Source organism: Microbulbifer sp. A4B17, from assembly GCF_003076275.1.
Lineage (GTDB): Bacteria > Pseudomonadota > Gammaproteobacteria > Pseudomonadales > Cellvibrionaceae > Microbulbifer.
Map to the genome: position 1 here is coordinate 2,017,705 of NZ_CP029064.1, position 15,184 is coordinate 2,032,888.

Consider the following 15,184-nt stretch of genomic DNA (forward strand, 5'->3'; position numbering starts at 1 on the left):
ACAGTTTGAGCGGAGACAGAATCGGAGAGGGGAGAGGTGCGTTATAAAGAGCTTGCCGAGCGTTGTATAGAAGATATTCAGTCAGGGAGAATACCAAGCGGTCATAAACTACCGTCCCTCAGGCGGTTCGCAGCACAAAATGAAGTCAGCCTGACAACAGCCCAGAGTGCCTACTACCTGCTGGAGGAGCTCGGCTGGGTGAGTGTTCGGCCGCAATCTGGATTCTTTGCCTCAGTTCCTCCCAGCAGTAACCCGCCTCCCATAATGCCCGCATTCACCTGCCGAACAACAGATCCAGAAAGTCACAATTACAGTTTCCGTGGGTTGGAAACAGGGCCATTGGGTGTTGCGTCTTTATCCCCAGAACTATTGCCGTTAGATTCCCTGGAGCGCAGTATGCGGCGGGCAACCCGAGAGGCTGGCGCCAGTATGCATGGCTATCCGGTTTCTTCAGGTGAGCCGCTTCTACGCAGTGCGCTTAGCGCACACTTTGCCAGTTATGATTTGCATTTCTCAGCCAATGAATTAGTAGTGACGAACGGTTGCATGGATGCCGTCCGCACAGCAATTGCCATTACGACTAATCCCGGTGATGCGGTTGCAATCAGTTCTCCTTGCTACAACGGTCTTCTTAATCTGTTGGCGTTGATGGGAAGAAAAGTTGTTGAGATACCGACTGTTGAAAACGGCTTAGACCTCGCACAGCTAGAGCGCTATATGCAGCAGGGACTGGTCCAAGCGGGTCTTTTTAGCAGCAGTCATATGAACCCTACGGGCGTGTCCCTGAACTCGGAGCAGAAAGAGAATCTTGCCGTACTGGCTGGTAAATATCGGGTTCCAATTGTCGAGGATGATGTGTATTTGGAACTCGGATTTCAAAGGAGTCTGCCCATGCCCGTACGCTACTGGGACCGGAGCGGGTATGTGCTTTGGTGTGGCTCTATCTCCAAGACCCTGAGCGCAGGCTATCGCCTGGGATGGTGCTTACCGGGAAGGTATCGAAAACAATATGAACGCTATCGATTTACCGAAAGTTTCGGTGTGAACTTGCCCGTCCAATTAGCGGTAGCCGATTTCATCGGTACCAACCAATACTCCCGTCATCTGCAGGGGCTCAGGCAAAAGCTTGCCTTCCAGGTCGCATCCTATCGCAACTACTTAAGTTCAAACTTGCCCGATGAATCGCGCATCAGTGATCCCCATGGAGGAATGGTGATTTGGTTGCAGATCCCAGGGTTGGATAGCCGGAGTCTTTGCCGTATGGCTTCCGAAGAAAATATAGCCTTGTTGGGCGGTGCAGATTTCAGCACGCTTGATCTCTACGGTGATTGTGTGCGGGTGAATTGTGGTTGGCCGCTTAAAGGTAAAGATGGAGGGAAGACTGAGGCCGGATTTCAGTTAGAACGTTTTATTGAGTTAATTCACTCATGCCGATAATTAATATTATTCAGATATTCACAATCTTGGAAGAAAGTACCTGATCTTTCATATCGTTACATCGCTTTTGATAGTTTTTTTCCTCTGCTAGAATCCGCGTCCCTTTTAGGATGATTGTTCACGGAGGACATCTAATGAAAACCCTTGCCACTTTTACAGCAGCGATTGCTATTTCCGGTGCGGTTCCCGCTCAAGCAGAACAGACTTTTGAACTGCCTAAGTTTAGTCATTGTTCTGTAGCAGCTTCTGCAAGTAATACTAATGATCGCGAGGTTTATCGCATCTTTTCAGACTTCTATTATGAAATAGAAGACTCTCGAGAGTATGCAGTTAAGGCTGTACAAAACTGGGCTGAAAACTTTGCAGAAGACTGTGCCGGCGAGACAACTCAAGTCAGCCTTGATATGATTCAGTGTGATAATTTTATTGGCGGTGCGCCGGTTTGCAGAATAGAAAGTGATGAAGGTGATTACGTCATTGTGAAAGACTATGTTGATTCAACCAACGTAGTACTTTCCCAGCATGATCAGCAGACTTGGCCAGACATTTTTTCCTCTAACGATCAGGAAACTCTCTGGATGGCCAGGCCGGAGCTGTGTTACAGCGAGCTGCTTGAGTGGGGAGGGGACTCCCAGGCTTACTACCTAGACACTTATAACTACCGATATTTTGGCGACTATCGCTATGTGTTGGCAAGAAGCTCTCGTGACTTAGTGCAGAACCTGGAAGTTCAGTTTAGTCAGTGTGAATATGACACTGTAGGTGTTGAAGCCAACAAAATGCAGTGTTCAGAAACCACCCAGGGTACAAAAGTCTGTGCCTCTGCACATACTAATGGCGGTTATTTTGTATTCGTCAGTGATGACAACCATGGAATGCATGTTATTTTCAACCGTTGGGATTAAACTGGCAGGCCTGAATTGATGTCAGGGTGGGCCTCCTTTTCGGCGGTCCACAAGCGAATATTTACTGCCAGACTCGGATCTTCAATTCTAATTGTCATTGCTCTCCGTTATTTGGGGATTTATTTATATATCCTCATTCAGTTAGATGCTTCCATTAGATTATTGACGTGACTCATTAAATCCATTCATTTCAATTTGAGAAAAAATTCTCATCGAATATCTGCTGATAGAATACTAAGTTAGCTTTGTCAAATTTCTTGAGCCAGCTATTGGCAGGACATAAAAATGAGATTCAACTTTTTTTCTTTTAACAAAGCATTTGTCGCATTTGGTGCTCTATTAACAAGTCAGTTAATTCACGCTGTCGAATGTGGTGATACCATTACTACACAGGTGACATTAGAAGAAGACTTAACCTGCGGTAATGAGGCTGTAGTGCTGACCGTGGTTGGCCCAACAGGATCTTTGGATCTTAATGGGCATACAATTGACTGCGTTTCTCAGACCTCTGGTGTAGGTGTTTTACTATCTGGCAGGGCAGCATTTTTATCAGGTGGAGCACTAGAGAATGGCATAGTTAGCGGATGTATTGTGGGTGTAAGTGCTGAAGGTGAGGGCTTCCATAACATTCAAGGAGTTAATGTAATTGGCGGAAACCTGGGAATTGCGGTTTCTAGTAGTAACTCTTCAGTTTTTCAATCAAATGTGACTGGATCTGAATCAGTGGGTGTTGGGCTTGAAAGTGACAATAGTATTTTCATCAACAATACCATTACCGGTTGTCCGATCGGTTTAGCGCTTGACGAGTGTAGTAGCTGCCTGGTTTCAAATAATCATGTATTTCAAAATTTTCAGTTTGGTATTGTTGTTGATGGTAATACCGTAAATAACCTTATACTGCAGAACAGGGTTGAACTTAATGGCAACGAAAATGAAATGTCGGCTGGTATACTATTGGGTGTTAACAATGTAAATGGAAATATCATTGCGGGAAATATCGCTATTAATAATGTAGGCTTTGACCTCTATGACTCCAATGATGATGCATGTGATGGTGATAACTTCTGGTTCGGCAACACTTTTGACACGGCAAACCCCAGCTGTTTGGAATAAAGTGGCTATCACTGAGTTCAAAGGCTGCCCATAACATTAATTAGGGCAGCCTTTATAAAATACTGGTATTACTTCATTTTATGAAGTACGCACAATTTATTTCCCGCTGGGTCACGCAGGTAGGCAAGGTAAATTGGGCCTACCGGGCTCTCTCTAACACCTGGAGGCTCTTCACAACTGGTACCACCGTTGGCAACGCCAGCCGCATGCCAAGCATCAATTTCTTCAGTGCTATTAGCACTAAAGCCGATAGTACTGCCATTACCATGGCTTGCGGGTTCGCCATTAATTGGCTTGGTGATTGCAAAGATGCCAGTTTCATTAAAGTAGAAGCAGCGACCTCGATCGTCAATAACGCCTGATTTATAGCCAAGCACCTCGAATGTTGCATCATAAAACGCTTTTGACTCTTCAATCTCGTTCGCCCCAACCATGATATGGCTGTACATTATCGTCACCTTAAGTTGTTTGAGGGGGTATTAGGAGTCAATTATTGTATACAAATGCCGATAAACATCAATAAGTTACGGTATCTATATTTTGCTGTTTATATCTTGGTAAACATGTTGGGGGCTGTTGCTTCATATCTGTAAATGACTCTCCATTATGGTTCGATGTATTTGATGGTCTTAACCCGACACACCCTCAAAAATGACCGCAGCTCATAAATTTTCTATTTTCTTTTAGGTGGATATAAATAAACGGTTTGCGACTTTATTTAAAGGGATATTTTATATGGTTTTGTATTGTGGTTCAGGCAAGTAAATATTGGATTTTTTATTGATATTTAATTGTCTGACTGTCCGGTTTCTTTGGCGGTTGTGATGGAGTTAAAAATACTTAATATAATCATTGTTTTTAACTTGCCTTGTTGATGTTGGTGTATTCTACTGCAGGTGCGAATTTTCGCTGCTTATAAAGATTTTTATTTGGCGATAAATAAGAATAATAATGTATTTTTCGTTTAAATTTATATTTTCGATGTAATAAATGCCATTTCTATCTTAAGGCTATCTAACTCCATGGCCAGCTAAGGCTGTCGGCCGTAATTTTTAGGAATTAAAAATGAAGCGTCGAGAACTTTTGAAGGCTGCAGGTCTTCTATCCGCTGTACCCTTAACAGGTATACTTTCTGAAAAAGTACGTGCAAAAAATGCTTTGAGTGATTCTAGTTTTCCAGAATCAATTATGCAGGGTGACTTGAATGATTCGACTGGGATGCTGAATGTTATACAGGGGGCTCTCCCGGAAAATGTCACTGGTCATTTACTGATGGCAGAAGGTATTCCACTAGCGCCAAATCACCTTACGCCAAATGGCAAGGGAGCACTGACCCGATTGGATTTTAGTGGAAGGAGTGATAATAGCGGCATTACCTATACCCGCAAGATGATTCGCACTGCTTCTGCAATAATGCAAGAGCAGGATTTAAGCGGTTTTGATAAGTTTAACTTGATGGGGGGGACCATTTACTCCAGTCCTAATCTTGGCTTTATGAATTATTGCAATACGGCTCCAAACTATATGGGGGATAACCGTTTTGCTATGAGCTATGAGGGAGGCATGCCTTATGAGTTTGATGCCACCACATTAGAAATGGTGACCCCCATTGGAGAGGTTGATGAGTGGACTTCGAGTCTGCCTCCCTTACTTGATAACCTCATGCCCGATAAGTGGCTATTCCCTCAGATCCGCACTACCGGACATCCCTTCTTTGACTTGGAAACAGGTAATTGCATAACCATTAATTATGGTGGGAATATAGGTGATTCTGGAAATTCCGGATTTATACGGCTGATCTTGTGGGATCGTCAGGGTGCCTTTAAAAGTTGGAATATTCGTGATCGTCAGGGGAATAATGCTTATATCGCAGCCAGTTCCCATTCACTGGGTGTCACCCGCAATCATGTTATTGTATTTGAAACTGCTGCACGTGTTGAATCTACACGTATTCTTGGTACTCGAATCGTTATCCCACAGGAGCACAAAACCCGTTGTTGGGTGATGCGTAAGTCGGATATGGTGCCCGGCAATGAGAATATTGTTGCTGATTATCTGGAGCTAGGATTTGATACTTCAGACATTGTCTGTAACTACGATGATAGCTCAAATGAAATCACCCTCTATGGACAATATATGGGGGCAATGGATAAATCTGAGCAGTTGTTTCGTTATGAAATTCTGCAAAAAGGCGGTTTAGTGCCTAAATGGCTCTCTGGCTACCCAGCTGCACCAGTTGATGTTGGAGGGCTGGTACGAGCGAGAATCCAGGTTAATTCCGGTTCGGCACTAGAGATTAAGGATGATTACCAGGTTATACGTGATGGTGAACTTTTATGGGATATGAATGATCCAGCCTATCGCGGCCATTTCCAGTTTCCGGATACCTTTGAGCACCTCTACTGGGCTGCCGTTGGCTACAGGCCTGATTTGGTCTCGGCACGGGTGTCCTGGGCTTATCGTAACTATCCAGATCGATACTATGGATATTGGGATATGCCCGAGGAAAGTCGACCTTCTGCGTTGATCCATATGGATTGTAAGAATATGAAAATTGCAGATGCCTTCCAGTTCCCCGATGATTGTGTTATGCGTACGCCGCAATTTATGGCTCGCCCAGGTTCCACGGCACAAAATGATGGTTATGTAATTGCAGCAGTTGTGCGTAAATATCCAACCACAGCTGACTCTAATGGAAAAGAGTTTTGGCTATTTGATGCGGCGCGCCTTAGTAGCGGGCCTGTTTGTATCCTCGCCAGTCAGTCCCTGGAGTTCGCCACTACGAATCATGCATTGTGGGTGCCCTCTATCAGCCGTAGACCCTTAACAGCCTATCGCTCAAATTATGCCGATTTTCTCCGCAGTAAAGCGCCTGATCACAGTAGTAATGTTCGGGACCTGATCGACGAGGAGCTACTTCCCCGTTTTGGTTGATTCATCCATTCTAAATTAATGCAAGAAAAAGGGAGTTTAGGTATGTGCGCATCAATAACAGTCAAGCCTAGAAGGTTTTTTCGGCGATTTAAAGAAATACTTTGTGTGACAGGATTGATCTTTGCTGCTACAAGTGTTGCAGAGCAGTTGCCCCCTCCAATTGAAGTGCCTGAGGTTTTGAAAAACTACCAGGATACCCAGGATTGTTTCCCCGGTGTTATTTATGATCCATCAAGCGTTGCTGAAGTTCAGCAAATAGTACGCGACGCTGTGGATCAAGGTCGTAAAGTGATGACTGGGAGCCGTAGATTCAATAGTCAGATTGATGCTGCTTGTGCGGGTAATGGAGAGGTGCAAATTACCCTGGAAAATATGGATCAGGTAATCAGTCTGGACAAGGAAAATCTACAGGTTACCGTGCAGGCGGGCATGCGGTTCAGGGATTTAACAGCCTATCTACGTGATCATGAACTCAGTGTGCCCATGGTGACCGAGCTGGCCATATTTACAATAGGTGGAATGTTGGGTAGCGGCACCCACGGTTCAACATTCACTCAGAAAAGCAGCATGATTTCTGATTATGTCACCGAATTGAAGTTGGTTGATGGTAAAGGGGACTTACGAGTAATCAGTGGTGAGATGCTTAATGCCGCCAGGGTAAACCTGGGTGTTTTGGGCGTAGTTGTTGAAGTGACCATAGAGGTTGAGCCTGGCTATAAGGTACAGGCGAAAGTAAAGGGGTATCACAGCGATGACGAGCTGGAGGATGTTGTTCTTGATTTGGCTCGCGATAATCATTCAGCTAATGTTGCTTGGTTCCCGGGGTTAGGTCGCTATACCGTAACAACTTATAACAAGGTGCCCTTATCCACTAAGGGAAATGCCTACAATGCCCAGGCTGATGTATCGGACTTTTCAGAATATTTGTTTGGCTTGATTTTTGATAGCCTCCATGAAGCGGACAGCGCCACATTGCAGTGTTTTGCGGCTTCTTTACGTCATACTGCTCGTTCCAGTTCCTATTTCAGGGATGTAGATTCGGGGTTGAAAAAGTGGATTAAACCCACTGGGCATGCGGATTTGATGCAGCACTTTGTATGTAAAGAACCTGATAAATGTGTTTGGGATAACCTTCCAATTGCACTTCAGGAGGTCGCGATTCCATTTGAAGAATTGCCGAACTGGATTGCGGATGTCCGTCAGATTATTGCAAATAGTGAAAAAACCTGTTTTCCGCTGAATGGTATTTATTTCCGTTTTGGAAAGGCTTCCGATAGCTATTTAGGGATGACAGCAGGCCGTGACACAGCGTTTGTAGGGATTGAATATACCCTTCGTCAACGAGGTGAAGCTGTGCCAAAGAACTACTTTGTCAATTTGGAAATTGAGCAAATGTCTCTCCGGAAGTATGGAGCAAGGCCTCATTGGGGTAAGAATTCAGTCGCTATTTTTGAGGACATGGCTGAGCGTTTCCCCAAATGGTCCCAGTTTATGGATGTTAAAGAAGAGTTGGACCCAAACAATATATTTTCCAACCCCTTTTGGAGTCGGGTAAGTGGGGCTGATCCTTTGGAAAACTATTTAACTCCTGGCTGCAATCCCGATGGTCAGTGCTATTGTCAAACAGATGAACACTGTGAGGAGGGTGCTAGCTGCCAAGCGGGAGTTTGGTATTCAGACGCAAGGATTTGTAAAGCTGATTAGAGCACTTTGGGGGGTGATATTTCCACCCCCTGCGTTTAATTGGTAGTGAATAGCAATAAGAGGCTTTTAACTGCTGAGCGGGAAAGAATACTCGAGAGACTAAGCCTACAATCGGTATTCATGCCTTATAGGTATTCTTTCCCTGCTCTTTATTATTAAGCTACAGGTTGCTGGTCACAGCAATTGGTAATGCGCTCTCTCACAAGTTGGCAGAAGCGTGCAGGATCTTCCAGAGGTAGCATATGAGTTGCTGAGCTTACCTCTTGTGGATGGGTGTCTGGAATTAATGTTCCCGCCACAAGTGATACAGTTTTAAATAGCTGGCGAGTATTACTGCCATAGGCCACGGAAACTGGAATAGATATGCCTGAAAGGCTACTAGGGTTCAGTGCGGTTTGTTCAGTTTGATTAAGCTGTAGAGGCAGGGTGTAGGCATTATCCAGCTGCTGTACACGATATTTAAGGGGCTGCTGAGAGAAGTAACCAGCTTGATTGCCTGAGCCGTCGATTAGTAGCTTAACGGCAGTATCCAGCCCACCCTCAGCTGTTGTTTTGAAAATTTCTGCAAACATAGTTTCAGCATCTCGGCGATACTCTTCCATGTCATTGTTTTCAATGTATCCCGGATATCCAGGCTCATAAAGGTACAGACTTTTGATTAATTTAGGTGCCTTTATGGCAGCATTTAAGCTCACATCTGCACCATAGGACCATCCTACTAGGTGGACAGGACCTATATCTAGTGCCTCAATCAGCCCTTCTAGGTCTGCTGCATGGGTATCAATTCCAAAGGGGCCTTCTGAAGGGTTACCCGGGTTACCGAAATGCCTTTGGGTGAATGAAATCGCTCTAAATTCATTTGATAGAATTTTGCAGTGTTCTTGCCACATACGAGCATCGGCCAGTGCACCATGTACAAAAACAATGGGTTCTCCCTGTCCCTCCTGGAAATAAGAGATAGAGTGGTTGTTTACAGTGATAGAGTCTTTTGGATTTCCGTCCATGGGGCTAGCTTCCTGGGAGCCACTTTTTAGCGCTTATCATAGTCCATAGGAGCTTTATGCTTAACATTTTCTAGTTCAGTTGTTAGGAGAGAGAGACAGCTGCCCTAATGGCTCTCTTATGAGAGTAAACCGATAGGTCTCCTAAGGGTAATCAACGATTTTTTCGGGTATAGTTGATTTGTTTTGATGTAGCAGGTAGATGTATATGGAATCGCTGATAAAGGACCGCTTGAAATCACTGGAAGTAGAGAGAGATATTGAAATTATCTATGCCTGTGAGTCAGGAAGCCGCGCATGGGGATTTGAATCCCCTGATAGTGACTGGGATGTAAGGTTTATCTACAAACGTAATATTCAGCAATATCTCACTATAGGTACTCCCAGAGATGTTGTTGAGGTTCCATTTGATAAGAAACTTGGCGATGAACTGGACTTGGTCGGCTGGGATATCAAGAAGACTTTAACTTTAATGAGGGCAAGTAACCCCACTTTAATCGAGTGGCTATTTTCGCCAAAGGTCTATTTTAGAAATGAAGATATTTTGGAGTCATTGCAGGATTTGGCTTTAAAATGTTGGCAGCCGCGAGCATTGGCTCATCACTATGTCAGCATGGGATTTAATAATTACTCTAGCTTTATTCGCGAGGATGATCGAGGCTTTAAAGAGATTAAGGTCAAGAAGTTACTTTATGTGCTGCGTTCACTGCTTAATGCTCTGTATATAAAAGAGTTTACAAAAATTCCTCCTGTGGACTTTAGCCATATGTACAAGGAATTGTTGCCTTCTTCAGAAAATGAGTGGCTTCTGGATATTCTTTCCAGTTTGATTGTGAAAAAGAAGGTGCTTGAAGAAAGCGATATGATAGTCGTTGATGGCAAACTGGATAGCTGGATACAAGAAAATTTGGATAGATCTGGTGCCAATTCTATAGAGGAAAGGCCAAAATTGGATCTTCCAGAGTTTGACAGGCTTTTTCGTAAAGTGGTTGGTGTATAGTCTTTTAAATCAGGCGGATAGGGGGTCACTTAACATGCGAGTAGACAACCCAAAAAGTGCTGAGTAACTTGTAATACTGTCTAGTGAATAAACTCAAAGCTGAATAGACGCCTGCAAGAATGCAGGCGTCAAAAGAGGCTCAGCCTTGGCTTTCCAGCAACTGATCCAGCGGCAACTCAGTGCGGTAACGCACCTGCTTCAAAGAGAAGCTGCTTTTAATATGATCGATGCCTGGGAGTTCAGTGAGTTTTTTGTCCAGGAATTCCTGATAGGCCTGCAAATTGGGTACAACAACTCGCAGCAGGTAGTCAAAGTCACCGGTCATCAGGTAGCACTCCATCACCTCCGGCCACTGACCGATAACTGATTCGAAGTCCTGCAACTCTTTTTTCACCTGGTGGTTAAGAGTAACCTGAATAAAAACGCTTACCGGCAGCCCAACCTTTTCCGGCTCAAGCAGGGTAACTGCGCGCTTGATAAAGCCTTGTTCATTCAGGTTTTTAACCCGCCGTGAACAGGGGGAGGGGGAGAGGCAGACTTTTTCTGCAAGCTCAATATTTGGAATGGTGGCATCCTGTTGAAGGATTTCCAGAATTTTTTTGTCGATGGCATCCAGTAAATAGGCCATGGTTATATTCCGTATCTCATCTCTCTGAACGTACGCCGGTCTTGCCAGCTGCTAAACATCAACCTGCCATTGAAACTTAGCGTCCCAGCGCTCTCCGGTAAGTTGTGTGCATTGTGTACATGGTTTTTTTGGTTTGTTATGGCGGCAGCTTCCTATGCCGCGCATCTTTTGTGAGACCTTCTCGTTTTTTATTAATTTCCCGCTAGTGGGTGCTTTGCCCAACCTCTTGCTATCGGTCAGCAATAGATGGATGGAAACTGATATCCCCTGATCAGTCCCAGACCATTCCTTGTTAAAGCGGAACCTTTGGCGCCAATTTAGTCACACTCAGTGTGTGGGCCAGAGGCAAGCACCATAAGAGGGCAGGTCCTTTCCGTTGTATCCCCCAAAATACGTCATTTTGAGTGATTTGTTGCCGGTAGCTGGTCATCTTTAGCGAGTTATGGCGGTATTATGCCTGAGTTGGGCCAATTTTGGTATGACCTGCTCTGCCGGGCAGTGTTAATTTTAGCGCTATTAAACAGCTCTGGTCTGTTCTGCTGTGACTCGGGAGATGCCGTGAATATTTTTGCGACATGTTACTGGCGGCAAGAATCGGAGTGATGAAAGCAATAAAGATAAAATAGGTGGTACCCATGGCAATGGTCGAAGGCGATCAGGAATTGGGCTTTGACAGCGAGTATTCGTTGAAAGCGGCTTTTACCCGTGAATCCGGCCGTGTATTCCTGACCGGAATTGACGCCCTGGTTCGTTTGCCCTTAATGCAAAAGCGCATGGATGAGCTGGCGGGCTTCAATACAGCTGGCTTTGTTTCCGGTTATCGCGGCTCCCCATTGGGCGGTTACGACCAGGCCCTGTGGCGGCACAAGAAGCTGTTGGCCGAGCGGGAAATCCATTTTGAACCGGGCATCAATGAAGACCTGGGGGCGACCAATATTTGGGGCACCCAGTTACTAGATCACTATCGCCAGCAGGCAACGAAAGACGGCGTCTTTTCTATTTGGTATGGCAAGGGCCACGGTGTAGATCGCACCGCAGATGTATTCCGCCAAGCCAATATCCAGGGCACCTCAAAACTGGGTGGTGTTTTGGCGCTGTGTGGGGATGACCACACTGCAGAATCCTCCATGTTTTCCCACAATACCGACCAGATTTTTGAGTCGGTAATGATGCCGCTGATATTTCCGTCCTCCATTGATGAGTACCTGACCCTGGGCCTTGCGGGCATTGCCTTATCCCGTTTTTCGGGCTTGTGGGTGGGCTTCAAGGCAATTACTGAAACTGTAGAGGCCGGTGCTTCCTTGATTGTGCCGGAGTTGCCCCAGTTTACGATTCCAGCTGACTTCCCAATCCCGCCGCATGGCCTGAACTACGATCCCCACCTGAATTGGCCTGCCGAGCGCCTCGAATACGAGCGCCGTATGCTGGAGGAGCGTTTGCCCGCAGCCAAGGCATTCGCCTATGCCAACCGCCTGGATAAAACTACCCACATTGCGGAGCAAAAACGCTTCGGCATTGTAACGGTGGGTAAGGCCCACGGTGATTTGCTTGAGGCCTTGAAACTGCTCAACTTATCAGAGGCAGATCTGAACTCAGCCGGCATCTCCATCTATAAAGTGGCGATGTCCTGGCCGCTGGAGCCTAGGGGCATCAGCGAGTTCGCCAAGGGCATGGAGCGCTTGCTGGTAGTCGAGGAGAAGCGCCCTCTGGTGGAAGATCAGCTGAAAAACCTGCTCTACGGTTGGGAAGATAGTTATCGCCCGAAGGTAGTCGGCAAGAAAGACCTGGATGGTAGGGATCTGTTGCCGGCAGTGTGGGGCTTTGGCCCGGATCAGGTGGCCAAAGCCATTGCCCGCTGGCTGGTGGATACTGAACTGGCGGCACAGCTGATTCCCCTGGCAGAAAAACTGGGGGGCAATGTTGCTGCAAAGGCCCAGGGCTTGTTGGCTCGTGAACCCATTTTCTGTGCAGGTTGCCCTCATAACACTTCCACCAAATTGCCAGAAGGCAGTTTGGGGAGTGCCGGTATTGGCTGTCATATTATGGCTTTGGGTAAAGGCCTGCGCACTGATACCTATTCCCATATGGGAGGCGAGGGCGCCCAATGGGTGGGCCTGTACCGTTTCTCCAGCGCCGAGCATATTTTCCAGAATATGGGCGATGGAACCTACAACCACTCTGGGCTATTGGCCATTCGCCAGGCCGTGGCGAGCCAGGTGAATATCACCTACAAAATTCTTCTGAACGATGCGGTGGCCATGACCGGTGGCCAACCCGCCGATGGCGAAGTTAATGCTCCCTCCCTGGCTGCACAGTTGCTGGCCGAGGGAGTTGGCACCGTTATTCTTTTGACGGAGAACCCCGACCACTGGCGTGAACACCGCGGCCAACTGCCCGCTGCCGTAGAAGTTCTTCCCCGCTCTGAGCTGGACGCCGTGCAGCGTCGCCTGCGGGAAACTGCCGGTGTGACGGCGATTATTTATGAGCAGGTCTGTGCGGCCGAGAAACGCCGCCGCCGCAAGAAAAAACAGATGGTCGATCCATCCCAGCGATTGCTGATTAACCACCGGGTCTGCGAAGGCTGTGGCGATTGCAGTGTGCAGTCCAGCTGTATTGCCGTGGAGCCGCTGGAAACCCCGTTGGGGCGTAAGCGTCAGATCAATCAGTCCAGCTGCAACAAGGATATGCGCTGTGCCGATGGTTTCTGCCCGAGTTTTGTCACTGTGGAAGGGGGAGAACTGAAAAAGCCCCCGGTGCAGTCCCTGGCGGATGCCTTGGACGTGGCTATTGCCGGATTACCTTCTGCACCGGTCGCGACTCTGGCCCAGCCCCTCAGTATTTTGGTGGCCGGCATTGGTGGCAGTGGTGTGCTTACCGTGGCTGCACTGCTGGGTATGGCGGCGCACTTGGAAGAGAAGGGCAGTACAACTTTGTACTTTACCGGTCTCTCACAAAAAAATGGTGCCGTGGTGGCTCATGTGAAAGTGGGAGAAAACCCCGAGGCGATTACCACCGCTCGTATTCGCGATGGCGCGGCGCAGTTGTTACTGGGCTGCGATATGGTCACCGCCGCTGGCCAGCGGACCAAATTTGCCACCGGCGAAATGCGTGCCTTGGTAAATACTGCTGAAGTACCGGTAGCGGCCTTTGTTCGCGACAACGAGCTGGCATTCCCCGCCGATGCGACCCAACAGAGTATTGAGTCCCTGTGTGCGGAGTATTTTGCCTTTGATGCGAATAAATATGCCCAGGCACTGTTTGGCGATACCGTAGCCAGTAACTTGATGATTATGGGTTTTGCCTGTCAGAAAGGACTGCTGCCAATAGGTGAAGCGGCCCTGGAGCGGGCCATTGAACTCAATGGTGTGGCGGTAGAGAACAACCTGCGCGCTTTCCGCGCGGGCCGTTTGCTGGCGGAAAATCCTAAAGTGATCGAGCAATTGGCAGTCCCGGCCAAGCCGGTGAAATTGGTGGAGCCTGAGGAGTCGGTGGAGCAGTTGCTGGAGCGATTGGCAGCAGAGCTTCGCGACTATCAAAGCCCGGCCTATGCGGCAGAATTCCTTCGTCATATAGAGGCGCTGCGCAAAGCTGAATCCTCATTGCCTAGTGCTCGCGGCGATCTTACTCGCATGGGCGCACGCAGCCTTTATAAAGCGATGGCTTATAAAGATGAGTACGAAGTGGCGCGCCTCTACACCGGTGAAGATTTCAAGCGACAGCTACGTGAAACATTCAGCGGCGAGTACACCCTGAAGTTCCATATGGCGCCGCCACTTCTTGCGCGCCCCGATAGCAGTGGTCGCGTGCGTAAAATGCAGTTTGGCCCCTGGATGGGCAAGCTGATGCCGCTGTTGGCTAAGGGTAAAGTTCTTCGCGGTACTGCACTGGATGTCTTCGGTTACACCCAGGAGCGCCGTGCTGAACGGCGCTGGGCCCAACAGGTGGCCAAAGCAGTTGATAGTGTGGCCGCGCATCTGTCCGGCGAAAACCTGTCAGAGGCACAAGAGCTGCTCGAAATCCCCCTTCAAGTGCGCGGCTATGGCCATGTGCGCGAGGAAAAATTCGCGGCGGTCAGCGATCGTTGGGATGAGCTTTCTGCAGTATTTGTGGATGGGGAGCAAGAGCCGACTTCTCTGGCAGCGTCCTAGACGCCGCAGCTCTTTTAATCGGTGTCAGCCCGGACGAAACGGGATAAGGCGGTTTAGCAGCCAGCCACTGACACCGGTGATCGCCACTGGTGCCTGTACCGCAGAGAAGCACAGGTACTTTCATTTCTCTGCAATGTACCACTCAACATTCTTGGGTTTAAGCTCTTCTTGCCTCTCTTTATTATGTAGCGATTTAAATGTTGCTGTAAGGTTTGTTGGTAAGCGGTTATTGTGTTGGTGCTATGGATGAGCCTAGCTGAATCATATATACCGACGTACATCTTCATACCAAAATACCACTGATCACCTTTTTT

At 47.3% G+C, this 15,184-nt stretch carries 10 protein-coding genes; 7 read left to right on the forward strand and 3 right to left on the reverse strand.

Going from position 1 to position 15,184, the window contains the following annotated elements; genetic code table 11:
• The first annotated feature begins 36 nt into the window (after nt 1–36).
• The 3 genes from BTJ40_RS09165 to BTJ40_RS09175 all read left to right on the forward strand — a co-directional run bounded on the left by BTJ40_RS09165 (nt 37) and on the right by BTJ40_RS09175 (nt 3,455).
• Complete coding sequence (locus BTJ40_RS09165; RefSeq protein ID WP_108732800.1) at nt 37–1,437, forward strand: PLP-dependent aminotransferase family protein; 1,401 nt, start codon at nt 37–39, stop codon at nt 1,435–1,437.
• Nucleotides 1,438–1,571: 134 nt separating this feature from the next.
• Nucleotides 1,572–2,342, forward strand: coding sequence for a hypothetical protein (locus BTJ40_RS09170; RefSeq protein ID WP_108732801.1), 771 nt, complete (start codon nt 1,572–1,574; stop codon nt 2,340–2,342).
• A gap of 285 nt (nt 2,343–2,627) precedes the next feature.
• On the forward strand, nt 2,628–3,455 hold the full coding sequence (locus tag BTJ40_RS09175; protein WP_108732802.1) for a right-handed parallel beta-helix repeat-containing protein: 828 nt from the start codon (nt 2,628–2,630) through the stop codon (nt 3,453–3,455).
• A gap of 68 nt (nt 3,456–3,523) precedes the next feature.
• On the opposite strand, the gene BTJ40_RS09180 is transcribed toward BTJ40_RS09175, so the two are convergent.
• A complete protein-coding gene (locus BTJ40_RS09180; RefSeq protein WP_108732803.1) occupies nt 3,524–3,904 on the reverse strand; it encodes a VOC family protein in 381 nt (126 codons plus the stop codon).
• A gap of 616 nt (nt 3,905–4,520) precedes the next feature.
• On the opposite strand from BTJ40_RS09180, the gene BTJ40_RS09185 reads away from it, so the two are divergent.
• Nucleotides 4,521–6,389, forward strand: coding sequence for a carotenoid oxygenase family protein (locus BTJ40_RS09185; RefSeq protein WP_108732804.1), 1,869 nt, complete (start codon nt 4,521–4,523; stop codon nt 6,387–6,389).
• Between the two features lie 105 nt (nt 6,390–6,494).
• Nucleotides 6,495–8,093 (forward strand): D-arabinono-1,4-lactone oxidase, encoded by a 1,599-nt coding sequence (locus tag BTJ40_RS09190; RefSeq protein WP_238152175.1) that lies wholly within the window; start codon nt 6,495–6,497, stop codon nt 8,091–8,093.
• 155 nt (nt 8,094–8,248) lie between these two features.
• Here BTJ40_RS09190 and BTJ40_RS09195 read toward each other — a convergent pair whose 3' ends face one another.
• Nucleotides 8,249–9,097, reverse strand: coding sequence for an alpha/beta fold hydrolase (locus BTJ40_RS09195; RefSeq protein ID WP_108732806.1), 849 nt, complete (start codon nt 9,095–9,097; stop codon nt 8,249–8,251).
• 205 nt (nt 9,098–9,302) lie between these two features.
• On the opposite strand from BTJ40_RS09195, the gene BTJ40_RS09200 reads away from it, so the two are divergent.
• On the forward strand, nt 9,303–10,094 hold the full coding sequence (locus BTJ40_RS09200; protein ID WP_157953979.1) for a nucleotidyltransferase domain-containing protein: 792 nt from the start codon (nt 9,303–9,305) through the stop codon (nt 10,092–10,094).
• Between the two features lie 139 nt (nt 10,095–10,233).
• Here the strand turns inward: BTJ40_RS09200 and BTJ40_RS09205 are convergent, their stop codons facing one another.
• Nucleotides 10,234–10,722, reverse strand: coding sequence for an Lrp/AsnC family transcriptional regulator (locus tag BTJ40_RS09205; protein WP_108732808.1), 489 nt, complete (start codon nt 10,720–10,722; stop codon nt 10,234–10,236).
• A 635-nt stretch (nt 10,723–11,357) separates the two neighbouring features.
• Here BTJ40_RS09205 and BTJ40_RS09210 point away from each other — a divergent pair.
• The gene (locus tag BTJ40_RS09210) at nt 11,358–14,870 is read left to right on the forward strand and encodes an indolepyruvate ferredoxin oxidoreductase family protein (protein ID WP_108732809.1); all 3,513 of its coding nucleotides are present in this window, start codon (nt 11,358–11,360) and stop codon (nt 14,868–14,870) included.
• Nucleotides 14,871–15,184 lie beyond the last annotated feature (314 nt).